This is a genomic window from Amycolatopsis thailandensis (assembly GCF_042723255.1).
Classification (GTDB): Bacteria; Actinomycetota; Actinomycetes; order Mycobacteriales; family Pseudonocardiaceae; genus Amycolatopsis; species Amycolatopsis thailandensis.
Genome location: NZ_JBHXJK010000042.1, coordinates 11361 through 29536, shown reverse-complemented (window position 1 = coordinate 29536; position 18176 = coordinate 11361). Strand labels below are relative to the sequence as shown.

Sequence of the window (18176 nt, the reverse complement as noted above, 5' to 3'; positions counted from 1 at the left end):
GCAAGTCCCCCCATGCGCTATATGTTTATTACGGAGGGAGTTATCCCTTCAACACGGCGGCGCGTATTCGAGCCCCGGAAAGTACTTCTCCCACTCTTCCCTGGTGATCCTCGGCGTCGCCAGCCGGCAGATCTCCTCGCCCACTCGCGCGGTGTCCGTCTGCCACAGCTGGACACCGCTGCTCCCGATCGCGAGCGTATGCCCGTCGTCCCGGTACGCCAGCGAGTTGACCGTCGCGGCGAAGCCGGTGAGCTGCGCCGATTCGACCGGATTCCGCGGATCGGCCAGATCCCAGACGCGCACCGTCCGGAACGCCGAAGCCGCCAGTTCCTTCCCGGTCGGGCCGAACACGAGCGGCCCGACGCCTTCGGGATGGCCGCCGAGTTTCGCCAGCCGCACGGCGTGCGCGCGATCGGTGATGTCCCACAGGTAGACGTTCCGGTCGCTGCTGCCCGCCGCGACCGTGCGGCCGTCGGGGCTGAGCGCCATCTTGAACAACGTGCCGCTGTCGGGCCACAGGGTCGACACCAGCCCCGGTCGTTTGGGGTCGGCGACGTCCCACAGTGTCACGGCGGACGAGTCGGGGCCTTGACCGGACACGAGCGTCCGCCCGTCGGGGGTGAACGCGAGCGACCAGACCGTGCCGTCACCGACCGGCAGCACCCGAGGCTCGGCGAAGCGCGTCGGATCGCCGACGTCCCAGAGCTGGATCGGCCCGTCGTCGTGGCCGGAGGCGAAGGTCTTCCCGTCCGGGCTGAACGCGAGCGAGTAGGTCGGCAAGACCGTGGTCGACGCCGTCAGTTTCGGGGCGGCCGGATCGCCGATGTCCCAGCGCTGGAGCACGAACTTCCCGCCGACACCGGCGCCGTCGTGCGCCGCCAGCGCGAGGCTGCGCCGGTCCGGGCTCAGCGCCACGGCGGTGACGGTGGCCGGGCCGGGGAGTTTCGCGAGCTGTCTCGGGGCGCGGAGGTCGTCCATCGCCCAGAGCCGCACGTCGTCCCCGGAGGTGACGAGGATCCGGCCCTGCTCGGTGAACAGGCCCACGTTCCAGCCCGCGCTCGAAGCCAGCGCCAGTTCGCCGACGTCCTGCAGCCGGACGGTCCGGTCGGCGCTGGTGGACACGATCGTCTTGCCGTCCGGCGAGAACGCCGCCCACCAGATCGCGTTCGTGTGCCCGGACAGCGGCGGCAGTTCCTTCGCCGGTCCCGTGACGTCCCAAAGGCGGACGGACTGGTCGTCGCCCGCGGTCACCACGAGCCTCCCGCTCGGGCTGAACCCCGCCGCCCAGACGACGGCCGGGGTGGTCAACGTCGTCAGCGGGCGCGGCGCCGCCGGATCCGCGACGTCCCACAGTTTCGCCGTGCGGTCCCAGCTCGTGGTGAGCAGCCGTTTGCCGTCCGGGCTCCACGACGGGGTGAGCTGGAGGTCCTGGTGTCCGGAAAGGACGGAGCGCCGCCGCGGCGCGGACGGCGTGGTGACGTCCCAGAGTTCCGCCGTCCAGTTCGTGTTCGCGACCGCGAGCAGTTTGCCGTCCGGGCTGAACACGGCTCGTTCGAGCTGCCCGGCCGGGAGCACGCCGAGTGGTTTGGGCGCGCCGAGATCTCCGACGTCGGTGAGCCGCACGCGGTGCTCCACCGAACTGGTGACCAGAACACGGCCGTCGGGGCTGAAATCGGTGGAGAGCAAGGTGTCCTGATGACCGGTGACGTCGGCCTTCCGCACCGGGCGCCGCGGCTCGGTCAGATCCCAGAGCCGGACCCGGTGATCCCGGGTGACGGTCGCCAAAGCGTGTCCGTCGCGGCTGAACGCGAGCGGCCCGCGAACCTCCCCCGAACCGGGCAACGTCGACAGGAGCACCGGACGCCGCGAATCGGCGATGGACCACACCCGCGTCGACCGGTAGGAGTCGGAAGTAATCATGAGCTGCCCGCTCAGCACCACGGTGACGTCTCCGGGGTCGAAGGTCATCCGGGTGGCGAACGGCGCCGCCATGGACGCGAGCAGGCCGTCGTGGGTCTCCTGGATCGGCGCGAGCCGGTACGCGGCGAGGCTGAGCTGCGTCGACAGCGCCGGGTTCGACTCCCGCAACGTCTTCGCGTCGACCACGGCCTTGCGCGCGAGCGCCACGTTCCGCTGATCGGTCGCGGTGTTCTCGGCATCGACGGCGTACACGATGGCCACCGCCGCCAGCACCAGCAGCACGTGAAGAAGCGCGACAAGTCTTCGCAGCCTCTTGGTCCGTTTGCGGACGACGGCGGTCTCCTCGGCTTCGGCGTCGAGCCCTGCCTCCAGGAACTGCCGCTCGCGCGTGCTCAGCGCGTCCGGCTCCCTGGCCGCCCATTCGGCCGCGAGACCCAGCCGCGTGCCGCGATAGAGGCTGCCCTTGTCGCGATCGAGCGACTCCCACAGATCGGTCGCCTCGGCCAGCTGTCGATGCAGGCGGTGCCCTTCGCGGTCCTCCGCGAGCCAGTCGCGCAGCCTCGGCCAGCTGCGGATCAAGGCCTCGTGCGCGATCTCGACGCCGTCGCGGTCGAGGACGAGCAGACGCGCGTCGGCGAGGCGTTCGAGGACCTCCCTGGTCGCCGGATCGTCGTCGAGCTCGCGCCGGTTGAGACGGCGCTTCGTGTCTTCAGTGCCTTCGCCGGGCGCGGTCAGCCGCAGGAAGATCTGCCGGACGACGCTCCGCCTGTCCGGCTCCAGATCCGTGTGGACGGCCTCCGCGGTCTGCGCGATCGCGTTCAGGATGCCGCCCGCCGCCTCGTACGCCGCGCTGGTCAGCGTGATCCCCTGACGCCGCCGCCAGGTCTCCAGCAGCGCGTGCGAGACGAGCGGGAGCATCGCGGGCTGGCCGGTGGCGTCGGCGACGAGCGTCGTGACCAGCGCGGCCTCGACCCGGCAGCCCGCGCGGACGGCGGGTTCGACGATCGCGGTCCGGAGTTCGTCGGCGGTCATCGGGCCGACCATCACCTGCGCGTCGGTCAGGGCCTCGACGAGCCCGGCGTGACGGCAGAGGTGACCGTAGAAGTCAGCGCGGACGCCGAGGACGACCCGGGTGCCGTGCTCGTCGCCGGCGAGCGCCAGCAGCGCGTCGACGAACTTCTCCCGTTCGGCCTGGTCACCGCAAAGCGTGTAGACCTCCTCGAACTGGTCGACGATCAGCAGCCGCCCCTCGGCGTCGAGGTCTTCTTCGAGCGGGTGCGCGCCAGGCGTGCGAAGGACGACAGGACGTTCGCTCACCGCCGCCAGCCCGGCCCGCAGGACGGACGACTTTCCCGAACCGGACGCGCCGAAGACGCCGACGAGCCGTCGTTCCGAGAGCTTGCCGGTCAGCTCGGCGACCAGGCGCTCGCGGCCGAAGAACCGGGCGGCGTCGGCGGTCTGGAACGCGGCCAGCCCCAGGTACGGGAGTTCAGCGGCAACACAGTCGTCAGGGACCTCGGACGCCGCCGCGAGCCCGGCGGCGACCGCGCGCCAGCGTTCCTCCCAAGTCGCGACGTCGCCGCCGCACGCGGTGACGTACGCGGTCGTGACCGCCAGCCCCGGCAGTTTCCGGCCGCCCGCCGCTTCGGACAGCGCGGCGGCCGAGTAACCGGCGCGGGTCGAAAGCTCGCGGTACGTCGGCCCTCCGGCTTGCTCGCGAAGCAGGCGAAGATCCGCCGCGAACTCCACGACGACGTCTTCGCCCGGTCCCAGCGGACGCTCACGTCTCGGCACCAGGCCCCCCTGATTCGTCGAGCGTTATCGAATGGACATTGTTCACCGAAAACGGCCCGACACTGTACAAAAGTTCTGCGCTACAACCGAACGCGTGCCGATTCGAACCCCAGTGGTGAGCGTGGTCTTCGCCGGTGTCCCCGAGCCGCCCGTGTCCCCTGAGCTGGAGGTGTTCGCCCATACCCCCGACGAACGCGAAGCGATCTGGTTCGCCACCGCGCTGCGCCCGGACGTCCTGGTCCTGTCCGTTCACCCGCCCGCGCTCGACGGGCTCGCCATAACGCGCGAAGTGTCTTCCCGCGTACCGGGAACCGCCGTACTCGTGCTGACTCCGCCCGGCGACGGCGAATTCGTGGTCGCCGCGATGCTCGCGGGCGCCCGCGGGGTCCTGTCGCGGAGCGCCGGTCCCGACGACCTGATCCGGTTCATCCGCGGGGTCGCGGCGGGCGCGGTCGTGTTCGGCGAACGCGCCGCCGACCGGCTTTACGGCCTGCTGGCCGCTTCCCAGCCGGTCCGGGTGTTCCCCCGGCTGACCTCACGCGAGCACGAGGTGCTCGACCTCCTGGCCGGCGGGCTGGTGATCGCCCAGGTGGCACGGCAACTGGGACTCGCGCCCAAAACCGTGCGCAACGTCGTGTCGTCGATCCACGCCAAGGCCGGCACGGACGACCGTGAGGTGCTGCTCGGCCAGGCCCGGAACGCCGGGCTGGGCCGTCATTCGTAGCTGCGCGGCGTCCAGACGACTCCGTTCTCGGCGCGGGTCTTCGACGAACCCACGATCAGCAGGCACCGCATGTCCACTTCCGCGGGATCCAGGGTGCCGAGGGTGACGACGCGGATGTCCTCCTCCGGCCCGCCGACGTCCCTGGCGACGACCACCGGTGTCTCCGGGGCGCGGTGCCGGAGCAGGACGTCACGGGCCTGCGCGAGCTGCGTGGTCCGCGTGCGGGACGCCGGGTTGTACAGCGCGAGCACGAGATCCGCCGCGCCCGCCGCGTCGAGCCGTCGTTCGATGATCTCCCACGGCTTGAGCCGGTCGGACAGCGAAAGCACGCAGTAGTCGTGGCCCAGCGGTGCCCCGACCCGGGACGCGGCCGCTTGCGCGGCTGTCACGCCCGGCACGATCCGCACCCGCGTACCCGCGCCGTGCCCGGCCGCGACCTGCTCCAGCACGGCCGACGCCATCGCGAACACCCCGGGATCACCCGAGGAGACCACCGCGACCTTGGCGCCGTTCGCGGCCAGCTCCAGCGCTTCGACGGCGCGTTCGGCCTCGACCCGGTTGCCCGACGCGTGCCGCTGCTGGCCCGCGCGCTGCGGAACCCGCGCGACGTAGGGGCCGTAGCCGACGATGTGCTCCGCCGCGGCCAGTTCCTCTGTCGCTTCAGGGGTCAGCCAGCCGGGGCCCGCCGGGCCGAGGCCGACGACCACGACTTCGCCGCCGGTGTGTGTTTCCGGCTTCCGGGGGACTTCGGGTTCGTCGGCGAGGCGGGACGCGTACGCCGGGCTGGGCAGCAGCGCCAGCGAGAAGTACGGCACCGAGTCCGGGTCGACGTCGGCGAGCGGCTCGACGCGCTGCGCCTGCCAGGTCGCCCGTTCGATGTAGAAGGCGTCGTCCAGTTTCCCGGCCTCGGCCAGCGCCTCGCGGACGTTGCCGAACGTGCGGCCGAGTTTGAGCACCGCCGCGGCCTGTGTGTCGGCGAGGCGTCGCGCGAGTTCCGGCGCGGGCAGGGTGCCGGGCAGGATGGTGAGGACCTCGTCGCGCTGCACCAGCGGGCGGCCGAGCACCGACGACGCGGCGCTGACCGACGTCACGCCGGGCACCACGGTCGCCTCGTAGCGGTCCGCGAGCCGTTCGTGCATGTACATGTAGGAGCCGTAGAAGAACGGGTCGCCTTCGCAGAGCACCACCACGTCGCGTCCGGCGTCGAGGTGCTCGGCGAGCCGTTTCGCGCTCAGCTCGTAGAAGTCGGCGATGGCGCCTTCGTAGCCGCCGGGGTGATCGGTGGTCTCGGTGGTGACCGGGTAGACCAGCTTCTCCTCGACCTGGCCGTCCCGCAGGTACGGTTCGGCGACCGAACGCGCGATGCTCCGGCCGTGCCGCGCGCTGTGGTAGGCGATGACGTCGGCCTCGGCGATCAGCCGCGCGGCCTTGACCGTCATCAGTTCCGGGTCACCCGGCCCGAGCCCGACACCCCAGAGTTTCCCGAGCCCGCTCATTCGACCTCACTCGCCATCGCGTTGATCGCGGCGACGGCCATCGCGCTGCCGCCGCGTCGTCCGTGCACCACCAGATAAGGCGCCGGTGCCCGCTCGACGAGCTCCACTTTGGACTCGGCGGCGCCGACGAAACCCACCGGGACACCGATGATCGCCGCCGGGGCGCCGACCCCCTCGTCGAGCAGTTCCAGCAGGCGGAACAACGCGGTGGGCGCGTTGCCGATCGCCACCACGGAACCGGGCAGCTTGTCGCGCCAGAGTTCCAGCGCGGCCGCGGACCGGGTGGTGCCCATCCGCTCGGCCAGCCCCGGCACCTTCGGGTCGGACAGCGTGCACAGCACCTCGTTGGCGGAAGGCAAACGTTTGCGGGTCACGCCGGAGGCGATCATGTTGGCGTCGCAGAGGATCGGCGCGCCCGCTTCGAGCGCCGCGCGGCCGGATTCCACGACGTCCAGGCTGTAGCGGATGTCGTCGACCAGGTCGACCATCCCGCAGGCGTGGATCATCCGCACGGCCAGCACCGCGACGTCCTCGGGGAGGATCGCGAGATCCGCCTCCTCGCGGATGGTGGCGAACGAATGCCGGTAGATCTCGGCCCCGTCCCGGATGTAGTCGATCACTGCTGTCCCTTCGATTCGGCGCTGTCCTTCTCCGCCAACGTCCTCGCCAGCTCGCCGACCGGGACGAACGCCCCGTCGACCAGATAGCCGTCTTCCGTCGCGAGCACGTCGACGTGCTCGTGCGCGGGTTTTCCACATCGCCGTTCACAACCGGCGAAATGGGCCCTCGGGGCCTTGCCGACCCGCGCCGCGTCGGCCCGGACGTCGGCCGGCGACTTCGCGCAGCCCGGCCGTCCGATGCAGGCGCTGATCCCGAGCGACGGCTCGTCCGGATCGGTGATCAGGCCCGTGTCCGCTTCCAACGGGCCGAGGACCAGGATCGACCGCCACGGGGTGACCACGGCGTCCCCGGCGCGCGCGATCGCACGCGCCTGAGCCGAGGTCAGGCGACCGAGGACCGGGGCGACCGCGACCGCGTCACCGATCGGCCCGATCGGCAGGCCAGGCTTCGTCGCGAAGATCTCCGGCCGGGTTCGTTCCCCTGGGACGTCGCCGAGCAGCGGATCCGTGTCGGGAAGTTCGCTGACCCGCCAAGCCGCTCCCCTGGCCCCAAGGAACGCGCGCGCGATCGAAATCAGCGCGTCGACGGCGTGTTCCGGGCCGACGCGCAGGCCGGTGTCTTCGCCGGCGAGCAGCACCGCGCCGTCGCGCCAGCAGACGTCGGCGCCTTCCCCCGCGACGTCACCTTGACCGCCGTCGAGCGCGAAGAGGAAGCGTCCCGGGAGTTCGGCCAGCTCGGGGTCTGCGCACAGGGCCTTGTCGAGCGCGGCGGCGAGGTCCTGGGCGACGTCACTCAGCGGCGAGGCGAGGATGTTGCGGACGCGTTCGTGCGACGGCGAAGGCAGGAGCCCTGCCGCGGAGAGCCTGGTCGCGAGACCGGGACGGGTGACGCCTCGGAGCTGGACGTTGCCGCGCGAAGTGAGATGGAGAGCGCCGTCGCCGAGGTCGTCGGCGGCGTCCGCGAGAGCCCTGAACCTGTCCGCGGTGATGGCGCCACCGGGCAGCCGGACCCGGGCGAGGGGACCGTCCGCCGCGTCGTGCGTGGCGAAAACACCGGGGCACGCATCGGCTCGGACACGTGCGCTCGCGGACATGCGCTCACTGTAGATGGCCGATTTCGAGGAGAGTAATGGTCGGATCGAATGTAGTAGGTGTGCTACATTCGATCGCAGCACTGAGATGGGGGTGACCTATGAGAGATCCACACGACGTGATGATCTCCGTCCAAGATCTCCGGATGCGGTACGGGACGAACGACGTCCTCCACGGGGTGGACTTCACCGCGCACCGCGGCGAGGTGATCTGCCTGCTGGGGCCGAACGGGGCGGGCAAGACCACGACGATCGAGATCCTCGAAGGCTTCCGGATGCGGTCGGAGGGCGAGGTCAGCGTGCTGGGCATCGACCCGGCGCACGCGGACGAGGATTGGAGGGCGCGGCTGGGGGTCGTCCTCCAGTCCTGGCGCGACCACGCGAAGTGGCGGGTCCGGGAACTGCTGGAGCACCTGGGCGGCTACTACGCGCCGTACTCCACCGACCGCATCAAGCGGCCGTGGGATCCGGACGAACTGATCGCCGCGGTCGGGCTGACAGCGCACGCGGACAAGCGGGTCCGGATGCTGTCGGGCGGACAGCGGCGCCGTCTCGACGTCGCGATCGGCATCGTCGGCCGCCCGGAGCTACTGTTCCTCGACGAGCCGACAGCCGGCCTGGACCCGGAGGCGCGGCGCGAGTTCCACGAACTCGTGCACCGGCTCACCGATGACGACGACACGACGATCCTGCTCACCACGCACGATCTCGACGAGGCCGAGAAGCTGGCCGACCGGATCCTGATCCTGAACCACGGCCGGATCGTGGCCGACGGTTCGGCCGACGCGCTGAGCAGGCAGATCGCCGGCGAGGCCGAGGTGCGCTGGACGCTGGACGGCCAGCGGTTCGTCCACTCGACGACGGAATCGACGAAGTACGTGCACGAACTGTTCAAGCAGCACGGGGACGCCGTCGGCGACCTGGAGGTCCGGCGGGCGTCGCTCGAAGACACCTACATGACCCTGGTGCGCCAGGCGGAATCCCCGCTCGTGGAGGTGGGTGCGCGATGAACCCGGTTCAGCACAGTGTCCGGATGGGCGTCACACGAGGCTGGCTCGAAGCGCGCCAGATGATGACCAACCGCGAAGACCTGTTCAACACCTTCCTCTTCCCGGCGATCTTCGTCGTCGTCATGTTCTTCATGCGCGACGCGAAACTGCCGGGCATGGAGTTCTCGCTCGGCGCCGCGACCGTGCCGAGCGTGCTGGGTGCGTCGATCGTGTTCAGCGGCATGCTCGGGATGGCGGGGGTGCTCGCCGTCGAGCGCGAGGACGGCACGCTCCTGCGCGCCAAGGCGACCCCGAACGGCATGGTCGGCTACCTCGTCGGCAAGGTAGTCACGGTGTCGCTGAGCACGGTCATCGGGATGCTGCTGGTGCTGATCCCGAGCCTCATCCTGTTCGACGGCATCGCCCCGGGCGGGCTGACGTCCTGGCTGGGCCTGCTGTGGGTGCTGGTGCTCGGCCTGCTCGCCACCATGCCGCTCGGCGCGATCTTCGGCTCGCTGACCACCAACGCGCGCAGCATCGGCCTGATCATGCTGCCGACACTGGGCATCGGCGCGATCTCCGGGATCTTCTACCCGATCACCGCGCTGCCGGAATGGCTGCAAGGCGTCGGCCAGGTGTTCCCGATGTACTGGCTCGGTCTCGGCATGCGGTCGGCGCTGCTGCCGGACTCGACGGTGATGATCGAGATCGGGCAGTCCTGGCGGCCTTGGGAGACCCTCGGCGTGCTGGCCGTCTGGGCCGTGATCGGATTGGTGCTGGCCCCGGTGGTCCTGCGGCGGATGGCGCGCCGCGAATCCGGGTCCTCGGTGGCGGCACGACGGGAAAAGGCGATGCAGCGAATTGGCTAGCTCATGAGCGAGGTCGTTTACAACCGGATCGCGATGCTGAGGGCGGAACGGGGCATCTCCCGCCGCGAGCTGGCCGATGCGCTGGGCGTGCATTACCAGACCATCGGCTATCTCGAACGCGGCGAGTACAGCCCGAGCCTTTACCTCGCGCTGCGGATCGCGGAATTCTTCGAGGTGGCGGTGGAGATCATCTTCTCCACCGCGCCTTTCCCGCGGATCGGCGATTCCTCGTCGGAGCGGTCGGCCTGAACCATCGATCGGGGGAAAGGCTCCTCGCGCGCGGGCTGGCATACTGCCGTTGTCGGACCGTCACGTGGGGGGCGCCATGGGCAACGACACGACCAAACCCGGACGCCGGGGGCGAATCGCCAAGGCTCCCGAGGGTGACGAACCCGCGGCGGTCTTCGCCCGGCGACTGTGGGAGCTCAAGCAGGCCGCGGGGAATCCGTCCTACGACGCCATGCGCCAGGATCACGGCGCGCTCGTCTCGAAATCGGTGCTGTCGGCGGCCGCCCGTGGCGCGCAACTTCCTTCCTGGGACACGACCTGGGAGTTCGTCCGGTCGCTGGCGGTCGGCGTGCTCGGCCAGGACGAACAACGGGTCCGGGCGCAGTGGCGGCTGTGGTGGGACCAGGCTTCCGCCGCGATCCAGGTCCACGCCGAGCCGGTGGAACCCCCTCCGACGCCGCCGTGGATCAGGCGGCACCGGTGGTGGGCACTGGGCGCGGGCGTCGCGATCGGGGCGACGCTGGTCGTCGTAATGTGGCCGGCCCCGGAAAGACCGGTGCCCGCCACGATCGCCGAGCCGTGCGCGGCGACGTGGCTGTGTCTCTATCGCAACATCGGTTTCGACGACATGAACTTCCGGACCCAGCGGCAGAACACGTGTTGGCGCCTTGCCGATTACCATCTGCAGGACGCGGTCTTTTCGTATGACAACAATCTTCCCATCACCGGTCATTTCTACGACTCGGCGAAAACCGCCATCGGGAACATTCGCGCCGGCGACAGCAGCCAGGACAGTTCGGCGTTGCCCGGCGCGTACTGGTTCTGCACCGGCTCCGCCAGGCCGTGATTTGACCGGACGGCGCCGCGAGCCAAAACGCTGAACTGCGCGGACACCCGAATTTGGCCGTAATTCGACGCCAAGGCCGAACCGCCCTTCCCCCGTCACCGGAACGCTTCCTACCGTTGCCCCGGACAGAACTTCCGGAAACGAGGGGATGACTCATGACGATTTTCCGGGGAAGAAGACCTCGGGTGCGGCGAATAGCGTTCCTTGTCATCGGCGCCTTGTCGCTGACCGTGCTCGCGGCTCCGGCGGACGCGAGCACGGTCACGCAAGTCAGGTTCACGCCACAGCCCGTGCTCGCGCCGAAGGTACCCGCGACGAAGCCGGGTGAGCCGGTGAAGATCGACCAAGAGGTCAAGGCTCTGGGCAGCGTCGCCCTGGAGATGTCGGCGACGCAGACGGCGTATGTCAGGTCGGTCATGCGCGCGAATTCGGCCACCTATCGCTCGCTGTTCGACAACGAGGTGCGGTGCACCTGGCCGGGCGGTGAACAGAGTTACGTGACGGGACAGAACGTCCTGCAGCAGGGCGCGTCACTGGAGCCGGAGAAGGAGGACGTCCAGCTCACCACCCGCTTCCTGGTCCACCCCGGCGTCGCCACGAAGGTCACCTGCACCGCGTACGTCCGCGCGGCCACGATGCGGGACACCCTCGACGCCCGGTTCCAGCTGCACGACGGTTTCCTCGAGTTCGCGGCCACCTCCGTCGCCAACACCGCGGACGGCCTGCCCGCCCAGCGCGCCACCCCCCGCGGCCTCGTGCGGGTCGGGCCGGATCCCCAGGTCGTGGCGCGCGAGCCCGCGCTGCCGTACTTCACCCTCGCGCCGGGCTTCACGAAACTCAGCGTCTTCGCCGACACCGAATACAAGACGTGTTACCCGGTGAAGGACAAGGACTGCACCAAACCACCGTCGTCGACGGCCACCTTCACGCTGTTCGTCAACCAATGGAACGGCGACCGGCTCTGCCAGAGCAGCAACGCCACCACGACGACCCGCCGGATGTCCTATTCCGTGCACCACCACTACGTGGCGCTGCACCTGCCCGACTTCAAGGTCCGAACCGACTGCGAACAGCGGTTCAACGCCTACGTCCTGGTGAAGTGGCAGGACGGCATGGACGGCGGGGTGCAGGGCACCGCGATCGGCCTGACCGACTCGCGAGGGTCGGCCACGACGCACAACGCGGGCATGAGCCATGTCTTCGTCGTCCCGCTCAAGAGCTGACAGCACAACGATCACCCAAACAGAGGAGATTGCTCATGACGTTCGAAGCGAAACCGCGCCGATTCGCCGCGGCGGTGCTACTCGCGACGGCGGGTCTGCTGGTCACCAGCGGTCCGGGAGCCACCGCCGCACCGGGAGCCACCGCGACGCCGGAAGGCACCGCCCTTCTCGCGCCCGCGAAGTGCGCCGATTACGGCTGGGTGAAGGTCATCGCCCAGTCGTTGAGCATGCGTTCCGGGCCGGGCCTGAATTATCCCCCCGTGGGTCCGGCGCTTCAGCGAGGACACCGGTTGTCCTGTTTCCCGGTGGAGGCCCACGGCTCCAGATACGACCTGTGCGGGTACTCCGGCGCCAACGGCTGGATCCCCATCGACCGCGATGGCAACAGCCGGCGTGACGCCTACGTTCCCAGCACGTGCGTCGTGGACGACTAGCCGGTTCACCCGCCACCTTGAACAAGGGGGTCGGCAATCCCGCATTCAGCCGACTGAATGCGGGATTGCCGAATCACACGAAAGTGGGAAAAGCGCGAGTTAGTGGTGACGCAAAATTACGAACACGTGTTCGAAATGTGAGTGTATTATGGAGGGGTGTCCGAGACCTTCCTTCCCGAACTGCCGCAGGAGTTGTGGCGTGCCGGCGAGCTGGAGCTTGCCCATGGCGTGCGGCAGTTCTTGCAGGTGATGCGGGTGGCGTCGGCCGCGATGGGGCGGTTCCTGGCGGAGATCGAGTCTCGGGGCTCGAAAGACTTGTACGGGTATGGGTCGACGGCGGCGTGGTTCGCCGATGTGGCGGGACTTTCCCGGGCTGAGGCGGGGCCGATCGTGAAGCGGGCGATCGCGTTGAACCCCACCCGGGCCCTGGACGGCGGTGAGGTCCCGGCTGTCGCACCCACCACGGCCACGGTGGCGGCCGAGGGGCTGATCGGTGAGCACCGGATCGACCAGATCCTGGACATCCTGAAGAGACTCCCGGCCGACACCTCCGCGGAAGACCGGGAGCACGCGGAGAAAGTCCTGGCCAACCTGGCCCGGGACGCGGGGCCCCGGCAGGTGACGAAGGCCGAAGAGGACATCCTCGGCTGGCTCGACCCCGACGGCAACGAGCCCAAAGAGCCCGAACCGAAACAGCCACGCCGGGAAATCACCCTGGAACGCCGTCGGGATGGGTTCTGGAAACTCACCGGCCTCCTCGACGACGAACTCGGCGCCCGCACCGCAGCTGCGCTGGAGGCGTACGCGAAACAGCGACCGGTGGACGAGTTCGGGCAAGCCGACCTGCGGATGAAATGCGAGCGCCAGGGCGACGCCTGGGCCGAGCTTCTCGATCTGGCGATCGCGTGCCCGGATCAGCCCGGCACGAGCGGATACCGGACCCTCGTGCACGTCACGATCGGTCTGGAAGAGCTCAAGACCGGGATCGGGAAAGCCTGCCTGGACTTCGTCGGGGAGATGACCGCCCGCGACGCCCGGATGGCCGCCTGCGACTGCCTGATGCTGCCCGTGGTACTCAACGCGGCCGGTGAACCTCTTGATGTGGGACGGCTGAGACGCTTCGTCACCCCAGGCCAAAGACGGGCACTCAACATCCGGGACCGAGGCTGCGCGTTCCCGGGCTGCCATCGGAAACCGAAGAACTGCCACGCCCACCACATTCACCACTGGGCAGACGGCGGACCCACCGATCTCCGCAACCTCGTCCTCCTCTGCGGCTTCCACCACCGCCTGATCCACCACGGCGACTGGCAAGTCCGCATGGCAGCAGACGGACTGCCGGAGTTCATCCCACCCCAGTACTTGGACCCGCTACAACGAATCCGGCGCAACACCCTCCACCGCGCCTGAACCTCTGCATCACCCGAGGAGCCCGCCAGCCACACCGGCGACGGGCCCCTCGGCATGCCCGCAGCTAGATGAGCCGGTTGTACGAACCTCGGAAGTCGAAGAAGGTCAAGCCTTCGTATCGCGTGTGGGACCGGATCTCGCCCGCTGTCCACGCATGGTCGCTGTAGTCGTCCACCACGACACCTCCATGCTCGAGCAGAGTCAGGACCAGCCGGCGAAGCTGCTCCGTTCCGTCGACCCGGCCGGACACTTCGATCTCGATCGCCCAGGCCGGACGGTGACCGATCGCGGGGATCAGGCGCTCGTCGGCTTCCTGTTCCCAGCCCCGATAGAGACTGCCGTCCTCGGTCTCCAGCCAGCAGTACAGCACGTCCTCCACCAGCCAGGGCGCGTTCTGGCCTGGCGAAAGCGCATTAAGCACGGCGAAGGTGCCGACCTGGTCCAAGCGAGGGAACACGAACACCGATCGCATACCCGCGAGACTGTCAGAGCCCGCCACTCACGACCACCCCGACCAGCGCAAACCCGCCTGCCGGACACATCACCTTGACTCCCGCCGGACCGCACCGGAGAGTGAGCGGGAACCCACGCGACGGCAGAGGGAGGAACCCGGTGAGAGTCCGGGGCGGTCCCGCCACTGTCACCCCTCGTAGCCAAGCGAGGGGAAGCCAGGAACTCCGGCCGTCGCGACCGCACGACCCGGGGCGCGGACACCCCGAGTGAGGACTGCCGTGATCCTGCTTCTGTCCACTTCGGACACCGACCTGCTCAGCGCTCGCGCCAGCGAGGCCGACTTCCGGCTGGCCAACCCCGCCCGGCTCGACCTGGCCGAGCTGCCCACCCTGCTCGACGGCGCCCGGATCGTCGTCGTCCGGATCCTCGGATCCGAGCGGAGCTGGCAGGAGGGGCTCGACACGGTCCGCGCGAGCGGCGCGCACGTGGTGGTCCTCGGCGGCGAGCAGACGCCGGACGCGCAGCTCATGAAGCTGTCCACGGTCCCGGCGGGCACGGCGGCGGAGGCGCACGCGTATCTCGCGCAGGGCGGCCCGGCCAACCTCACCCAGCTGCACCGGTTCCTGAGCGACACGCTCCTGCTCACGGGTGACGGCTTCGAGCCGCCCGCCGTGCAGCCGCTGTGGGGCGTCCTCGAACGCGAGCCGAAAGCCACGAACGGCCCGGTCATCGCGATCCTCTACTACCGCGCGCATCACCTGTCCGGGAACACCGAGTTCGTCCACGCCCTCTCCGACGCCATCGAGGACGCCGGGGGCCGCGCGCTCCCGATCCACTGCGCGTCCCTGCGCACCCGCGAGCCGGAGATGATGGCCGAGCTGGCCAAGGCCGACGCGCTCCTGGTCACCGTGCTGGCCGCCGGCGGCACCCGGCCGTCCGAGGTCGGGGCCGGCGGGGACGACGAGGCGTGGGACGTCGCCGAGATGGCCGCGCTCGACATCCCGATCCTCCAGGCGCTTTGCCTCACCAGCGACCGCGAGACCTGGTCCGCCAACGACGACGGCCTCTCCCCGCTCGACGCGGGCAACCAGATGGCCGTCCCCGAGTTCGACGGCCGCCTCATCACCGTCCCGTTCTCGTTCAAGGAGATCGACGACGACGGCCTCCCCAAGTACGTACCGGACGCCGAACGCGCGTCGCGGGTCGCCAAGATCGCGCTCGCCCACGCCCGGCTGCGCCACACACCGCCCCAGGAGCGTCGCATCGCGCTGATGCTGTCCGCGTACCCGACGAAGCATTCCCGCGTCGGCAACGCGGTCGGCCTCGACACGCCCGCGTCCGCGATCGAGCTGCTGCGCCGCATGCGTGACCGCGGCTACGACCTCGGCGAAGACCCGTTCCCCGGTGTCGAGCCCACGGGCACCGACCAGCCGGACGGCGACGCGCTGATCCACGCGCTCATCGCCGCGGGCGGCCAGGATCCGGAGTGGCTCACCGAGGAACAGCTCTCCGGCAACCCGATCCGTGTCCCCGCCGACAAGTACCGCGCGTGGTTCGCCGAACTGCCCGCCGAACTTCGCGAGGGCATGGAAGAGCACTGGGGCCCCGCACCCGGCGAGCTGTACGTCGACAACGGCGACATCGTCCTCGCGTCCCTGCAGTCCGGCAACGTCATCCTGATGATCCAGCCGCCGCGCGGGTTCGGCGAGAACCCGGTGGCGATCTACCACAACCCGGACCTCCCGCCGAGCCATCACTACCTCGCCGCGTACCGCTGGCTGGAGGAGGAGTTCGGCGCGCACGCCGTCGTCCACCTCGGCAAACACGGTTCCCTGGAATGGCTTCCCGGCAAGACCGCTGGTCTTTCGGACTCCTGCGCGCCGGACGCCGTCCTCGGCAACCTGCCGCTGATCTACCCGTTCCTGATCAACGATCCCGGCGAGGGCGCGCAGGCGAAACGGCGCGCGCACGCCACGATCGTCGACCACCTGATCCCGCCGATGGCCCGCGCCGAGAGCTACGGCGACATGGCCCGTCTCGAACAGCTTCTCGACGAGCACGCCAACATCGCCGCGATGGACCCGGCGAAGCTGCCCGCGGTCCGCGCGCAGATCTGGACGCTGATCCAGGCCGCGAAACTCGACCACGACCTCGGTGTCGAGGAACGTCCGCACGACGCGGAGTTCGACGACTTCCTGCTGCACATCGACGGCTGGCTGTGCGAGGTCAAGGACGCCCAGATCCGCGACGGCCTGCACATCCTCGGCGCGGCGCCGGAAGGCGAGGCGCGGATCAACCTCGTGCTCGCGATGCTGCGCGCCCAGCAGATGTGGGGCGGCAAGCAGGGTGCCGTGCCCGGTCTGCGTTCCGCGTTGGGCCTCAAGGAAAACAGTGACACCCCACTGTCTGAAGTGGACGCAATCGAGCAGACGGCCCGATCGCTCGTCGAGGCGATGGAGGCCCGCGACTGGTCCCCCGCCGCGGTCGCCGAGGTCGTCGCCGATGTGCCGGAACACCAGGAAGTCGCGCGCGTACTGACCTTCGCCGCGACCGAGATCGTGCCGCGCCTGGCGGGCACCGGCGCCGAGATCGACGCGGTCCTGCACGCCCTCGACGGCGGCTACATCCCGGCGGGCCCCAGCGGTTCTCCCCTGCGCGGCCTGATCAACGTGCTGCCGACCGGCCGCAACTTCTACACCGTCGATCCGAAGGCCATCCCGAGCCGCCTCGCCTGGGAGACCGGGCAGGCCCTCGCGGACTCGCTTCTCCGCCGCTACAAGGAGGACACCGGCGACTGGCCGCGTTCGGTCGGCCTCTCGGTCTGGGGCACGTCGGCCATGCGCACGTCGGGTGACGACGCCGCGGAGGTCCTGGCCCTGCTGGGCGTCCAGCCGGTCTGGGACGAGGCGTCGCGGCGGGTCACCGGGATCGAGGCCATCCCGCTCGCCGAACTCGGCCGCCCGCGTGTCGACGTCACCGTCCGGATCAGCGGTTTCTTCCGCGACGCCTTCCCGCACGTGATCACGCTGCTGGACGACGCCGTGCGCCTCGTCGCGAACCTGGACGAACCGGACGAGCAGAACTTCGTCCGTGCCCACACCCGCGCGGATCTGGCCGCGCACGGTGACGAACGCCGTGCCACCACGAGGATCTTCGGCTCCAAGCCCGGCGCGTACGGGGCGGGCCTGCTGCCGCTGATGGATTCCGGGAACTGGCGCGACGACAAGGATCTCGCCGAGGTCTACGCGGTCTGGGGCGGGTTCGCCTACGGCCGCGACCTCGACGGCAGGCCGGCGCGCGAGGACATGGAGAACTCGTACAAGCGGATCGTGGTCGCGGCGAAGAACACCGACACCCGAGAGCACGACATCGCCGACTCCGACGACTACTTCCAGTACCACGGCGGGATGATCGCGACCGTCCGCGCGCTGACCGGCACCGCGCCGGCGTCCTACGTCGGCGACAGCACCACGCCGGACGCGGTCCGCACCCGCACCCTCGGCGAGGAGACCGCCCGTGTCTTCCGGGCCCGCGTGGTCAACCCGCGCTGGCTTTCGGCGATGCGCAAGCACGGCTACAAGGGCGCCTTCGAGCTGGCTGCGACTGTCGACTACCTCTTCGGTTTCGACGCCACGGCCGGGGTGGTCGGCGACTGGATGTACGAGAAGCTCACCGAGTCCTACGTGCTCGACGAGGTCAACCAGGAGTTCCTGCGCCAGGCCAACCCGTGGGCGTTGCGCGGCATCATCGAGCGGCTGAACGAGGCGGCCGATCGGGGGCTCTGGGCGGAGCCGGACGCCGACCTTTTGGCTCAGCTGCGCGAGGTCTACTTATCGCTTGAGGGGGACCTCGAATCCTGAAAGCCTGTTGGCGGAGCTGAGGTGTGGCCGCCGAAGGTGACGATACGCGTGAACCCGCCACGGCCGAAGGCCCCGCTATCGCGGTGGCAGGGCGCCCAGTCCGCATCCGCGACCGGAAAGGCCAGGCAGCGTCCTGCCGACGTCGATCGCGGTCGCGGGTTCACCGAGATGTTGCTGTCACTCGGTGGAACGGCGTCATGGCACTCCCGGCGGTACCA

General features: G+C 69.7%; 14 protein-coding genes and 1 riboswitch. Of the genes, 9 read left to right on the top strand and 5 right to left on the bottom strand.

Annotated elements, in window-relative coordinates:
• Positions 1-48 precede the first annotated feature (48 nt).
• Complete coding sequence (locus tag ACFWMR_RS18665) at positions 49-3714, bottom strand: nSTAND1 domain-containing NTPase (RefSeq protein ID WP_378379240.1); 3666 nt, start codon at positions 3712-3714, stop codon at positions 49-51.
• 94 nt (positions 3715-3808) lie between these two features.
• On the opposite strand from ACFWMR_RS18665, the gene ACFWMR_RS18660 reads away from it, so the two are divergent.
• A complete protein-coding gene (locus ACFWMR_RS18660) occupies positions 3809-4438 on the top strand; it encodes a LuxR C-terminal-related transcriptional regulator (protein ID WP_378278281.1) in 630 nt (209 codons plus the stop codon).
• Here the strand turns inward: ACFWMR_RS18660 and ACFWMR_RS18655 are convergent.
• Genes ACFWMR_RS18655 through ACFWMR_RS18645 form a run of 3 tightly spaced genes read right to left on the bottom strand, consistent with a single transcriptional unit; the run spans position 4429 to position 7648 of the window.
• Positions 4429-5934: a precorrin-2 C(20)-methyltransferase gene (locus ACFWMR_RS18655; protein WP_378379239.1), complete on the bottom strand. Its 1506-nt coding sequence runs from the start codon at positions 5932-5934 to the stop codon at positions 4429-4431. The genes ACFWMR_RS18660 and ACFWMR_RS18655 overlap by 10 nt on opposite strands.
• Positions 5931-6554, bottom strand: a complete 624-nt coding sequence (locus ACFWMR_RS18650; RefSeq protein WP_093933682.1) for a precorrin-8X methylmutase — start codon at positions 6552-6554, stop codon at positions 5931-5933. Before ACFWMR_RS18650 ends, ACFWMR_RS18655 begins: the two co-directional genes overlap by 4 nt.
• Positions 6551-7648, bottom strand: coding sequence for a precorrin-3B synthase (locus ACFWMR_RS18645; RefSeq protein WP_378379238.1), 1098 nt, complete (start codon positions 7646-7648; stop codon positions 6551-6553). Before ACFWMR_RS18645 ends, ACFWMR_RS18650 begins: the two co-directional genes overlap by 4 nt.
• A gap of 98 nt (positions 7649-7746) precedes the next feature.
• Here ACFWMR_RS18645 and ACFWMR_RS18640 point away from each other — a divergent pair, with 98 nt between their 5' ends.
• The 7 genes from ACFWMR_RS18640 (at position 7747) to ACFWMR_RS18610 (ending at position 13645) form a co-directional block, all read left to right on the top strand.
• Positions 7747-8655 carry an ABC transporter ATP-binding protein gene (locus tag ACFWMR_RS18640; RefSeq protein WP_093933684.1) on the top strand — a complete coding sequence of 303 codons (909 nt, stop codon included), beginning with the start codon at positions 7747-7749 and terminating at the stop codon, positions 8653-8655.
• Positions 8652-9503: an ABC transporter permease gene (locus ACFWMR_RS18635; protein WP_378278277.1), complete on the top strand. Its 852-nt coding sequence runs from the start codon at positions 8652-8654 to the stop codon at positions 9501-9503. The genes ACFWMR_RS18640 and ACFWMR_RS18635 overlap by 4 nt, the downstream gene beginning before the upstream one ends.
• Positions 9504-9506: 3 nt before the next feature.
• Positions 9507-9752: a helix-turn-helix transcriptional regulator gene (locus ACFWMR_RS18630; RefSeq protein WP_005162705.1), complete on the top strand. Its 246-nt coding sequence runs from the start codon at positions 9507-9509 to the stop codon at positions 9750-9752.
• A gap of 76 nt (positions 9753-9828) precedes the next feature.
• The gene (locus tag ACFWMR_RS18625) at positions 9829-10578 is read left to right on the top strand and encodes a hypothetical protein (RefSeq protein WP_378379237.1); all 750 of its coding nucleotides are present in this window, start codon (positions 9829-9831) and stop codon (positions 10576-10578) included.
• A gap of 185 nt (positions 10579-10763) precedes the next feature.
• Entirely contained in the window at positions 10764-11801 is a 1038-nt protein-coding gene (locus ACFWMR_RS18620; protein WP_378379236.1) for a hypothetical protein, read from the top strand.
• 35 nt (positions 11802-11836) lie between these two features.
• On the top strand, positions 11837-12235 hold the full coding sequence (locus ACFWMR_RS18615) for a hypothetical protein (protein WP_378379235.1): 399 nt from the start codon (positions 11837-11839) through the stop codon (positions 12233-12235).
• 156 nt (positions 12236-12391) lie between these two features.
• Positions 12392-13645, top strand: a complete 1254-nt coding sequence (locus tag ACFWMR_RS18610; RefSeq protein ID WP_378379234.1) for an HNH endonuclease signature motif containing protein — start codon at positions 12392-12394, stop codon at positions 13643-13645.
• Positions 13646-13709: 64 nt separating this feature from the next.
• Here ACFWMR_RS18610 and ACFWMR_RS18605 read toward each other — a convergent pair whose 3' ends face one another.
• Positions 13710-14117, bottom strand: coding sequence for a hypothetical protein (locus ACFWMR_RS18605; RefSeq protein WP_378379233.1), 408 nt, complete (start codon positions 14115-14117; stop codon positions 13710-13712).
• 130 nt (positions 14118-14247) lie between these two features.
• A riboswitch (cobalamin riboswitch) is annotated at positions 14248-14323 on the top strand.
• A 53-nt stretch (positions 14324-14376) separates the two neighbouring features.
• On the opposite strand from ACFWMR_RS18605, the gene cobN reads away from it, so the two are divergent.
• The gene (cobN, locus tag ACFWMR_RS18600; protein WP_378379232.1) at positions 14377-17958 is read left to right on the top strand and encodes a cobaltochelatase subunit CobN; all 3582 of its coding nucleotides are present in this window, start codon (positions 14377-14379) and stop codon (positions 17956-17958) included.
• Positions 17959-18176 lie beyond the last annotated feature (218 nt).

Bases quoted from the DNA above. Each gene is read 5' to 3' on its own strand.
- ACFWMR_RS18640 (WP_093933684.1), top strand. From the start codon at position 7,747: ATGAGAGATCCACACGACGTGATGATCTCCGTCCAAGATCTCCGGATG.
- ACFWMR_RS18645 (WP_378379238.1), bottom strand. From the start codon at position 7,648: ATGTCCGCGAGCGCACGTGTCCGAGCCGATGCGTGCCCCGGTGTTTTC.
- ACFWMR_RS18615 (WP_378379235.1), top strand. From the start codon at position 11,837: ATGACGTTCGAAGCGAAACCGCGCCGATTCGCCGCGGCGGTGCTACTC.
- ACFWMR_RS18605 (WP_378379233.1), bottom strand. From the start codon at position 14,117: ATGCGATCGGTGTTCGTGTTCCCTCGCTTGGACCAGGTCGGCACCTTC.
- ACFWMR_RS18625 (WP_378379237.1), top strand. From the start codon at position 9,829: ATGGGCAACGACACGACCAAACCCGGACGCCGGGGGCGAATCGCCAAG.
- ACFWMR_RS18630 (WP_005162705.1), top strand. From the start codon at position 9,507: ATGAGCGAGGTCGTTTACAACCGGATCGCGATGCTGAGGGCGGAACGG.
- ACFWMR_RS18635 (WP_378278277.1), top strand. From the start codon at position 8,652: ATGAACCCGGTTCAGCACAGTGTCCGGATGGGCGTCACACGAGGCTGG.
- ACFWMR_RS18655 (WP_378379239.1), bottom strand. From the start codon at position 5,934: ATGAGCGGGCTCGGGAAACTCTGGGGTGTCGGGCTCGGGCCGGGTGAC.